The sequence below is a fragment of the Rheinheimera baltica DSM 14885 genome (genome assembly GCF_000425345.1).
In the GTDB taxonomy this organism is placed as follows: domain Bacteria; phylum Pseudomonadota; class Gammaproteobacteria; order Enterobacterales; family Alteromonadaceae; genus Alishewanella; species Alishewanella baltica.
On the sequence record NZ_AUDG01000116.1, the window covers coordinates 1 to 1,945 of the forward strand.

Here is a 1,945-nt window from a genome sequence, read left to right on the forward strand (position 1 = left end):
AACGCACACAGATAACTTCAGCGAGGCACTAACAGTGCATACTGGCCAACCGCTGAAAGAGCGGAAAATATGAGTTTTTACACAGCCTGAGCGAAAAGCAGACATACTGAATTGAAAATGCAGTTAACAAGAGCTTAACGAGCAGTTCGTTAAGCTCATTTCTATGACTTACTGGTCAAGCGTCAACAAATAGTACTTGGCCTGTGATAAAACCATCAACTGATCGCTCGAATGCTTTCCCTACAAGCCTGCCGGGTACAGGTTCAAAACCCGGCATCATATCACCGTAAACATCCCATGCCTCTGTCAACACCGTTGGGTTCACGACATTTATGCGGATATTTCTTGGCATCTCATACGCAACGCATTTTACAAAGGTATCAATTGCACCACTTGTTGTTGCATCTGCAATTGCATAAGGAATTGGTTTGACATTTAATATTCCGCTGATCAATGTGAATGAGCCGTTATCAGCGATGTAATCCTGTCCTATGCGTACAAGATTGATTTGGCCCATCATTTTGCTCATCACTGTCGTCATCCACTGAGCTTCTGACATTTCAGTAAATGGGGCATACTCGCAGTACCCGACTGTGTTTACAACTGCGTCGAAGTGTCCGACTTTTTCATACAAGGCTCGGATCGAATCGACGTTGGTTATATCGACGATATGATCAACAGCACCAGAGCGACCAGCTGTGATCACTTTATGTTTTGCTAAGCCAGTTAAAGCTGCCTTTCCCATCTTTCCTAAACCACCAATCAGAATAACAGTTTTCATAAGCCTCACTACCAATGTTGTTTTCGTTAGAGCAATGCTACTGCCCGAACTCAACAATTGAAAACAATGATTTTAGGTGATTGATACCAATTAAAATGGTTATACTGAGTTAACAGCTAATTTCTGGTGATATCGGACGATGTATGAGTAAGTTAGATCGGTTAGACATTAAGCAACTACGGGTGTTTCAAGCGCTTATTCGTGAAAAAAGCGCTTCTAAGGCCGCGAATCAGTTAGGTTTGACGCAACAAGCTGTCAGTGAACAACTGAAAAAGCTTAGAGATGTATTCGAAGATAGATTATTTATCAGAAAAACAATTGGATTTATCCCTACACCACTGGCTGAGAATTTATCTGTTGATATAGATAGATTACTTAGAGAGTTTCAAACTTTGTTAGCGCCCCGCGTATTCGACCCAGAAAGAGCCCAAGGAACATTCGTTATTGCCGCTACAGATTACGCGCAACAAATAGTGCTACCGCATTTAATTCAAACGTTAAGAACTCAATCGCCTCAATTGAAAATAATTATCAGAGATTTTGAGGTGAATTCAATACATGACTATATGGAAAGTGGAAAAGTAAATCTTGCGATCTCATTTCCTGACTGTGTTCCTTCGTCATATCTGACGATGAAACTTTTTGAAGAACAGCATGTATGTGTAACATCAAATTTTTCTAGCATTCCAAAAATAAGTGCAACATTAAAGCAAGTCGCTGAGCATCCTAATATTTCAGCATCGCCTTCGCGCCCAAATTTTAAAGGTTCTATTGATGATTGGTTTGAAAAACATGATTTAACGAGAAATGTTGTGATTACAGCACCTTGTTTCTCAGTTGTCCCCTTATATCTAAACGTGACAGATTCGCTCGCATTCTTACCTTCAAGAGCTGTGAATGAAAGTAGCTTGGTAGAAATCAAGCTGGATGAAATGCCTGAACCTTTTGATGTTATTGTCGCGTGGCATCCAAGGACAAACGATGACCCACTCCAAAAGTGGGTTATCTCTAAGTTAGTACAGTTTACATGAGGCTAATCGTGTCCATGTTTTTTATGAACGTCCGCTTCTGGCACAGGCTGTGTGAAAACTGCTGATCACCTTTTGGTCTAAGCAACAGATTTATATGATCAATCGTTCTTGATAAATCAGCACAGTTAGTTGC

2 protein-coding genes are annotated in these 1,945 nt (G+C 40.6%); one reads left to right on the forward strand and one right to left on the reverse strand.

The window, feature by feature from the left end; all coding sequences use genetic code 11:
• Positions 1 to 175: 175 nt before the first annotated feature.
• Positions 176 to 781 (reverse strand): short chain dehydrogenase, encoded by a 606-nt coding sequence (locus H595_RS0119525; RefSeq protein ID WP_027672646.1) that lies wholly within the window; start codon positions 779 to 781, stop codon positions 176 to 178.
• 143 nt (positions 782 to 924) lie between these two features.
• Between H595_RS0119525 and H595_RS0119530 the strand changes: the two genes are divergently transcribed.
• The gene (locus tag H595_RS0119530; protein WP_027672647.1) at positions 925 to 1,812 is read left to right on the forward strand and encodes a LysR family transcriptional regulator; all 888 of its coding nucleotides are present in this window, start codon (positions 925 to 927) and stop codon (positions 1,810 to 1,812) included.
• The last annotated feature ends 133 nt before the right edge of the window (positions 1,813 to 1,945 follow it).

What these genes read in the sequence shown, in the direction of transcription:
- H595_RS0119530 (WP_027672647.1), top strand. Translation starts at nt 925, where the DNA reads ATGAGTAAGTTAGATCGGTTAGACATTAAGCAACTACGGGTGTTTCAA.
- H595_RS0119525 (WP_027672646.1), bottom strand. Translation starts at nt 781, where the DNA reads ATGAAAACTGTTATTCTGATTGGTGGTTTAGGAAAGATGGGAAAGGCA.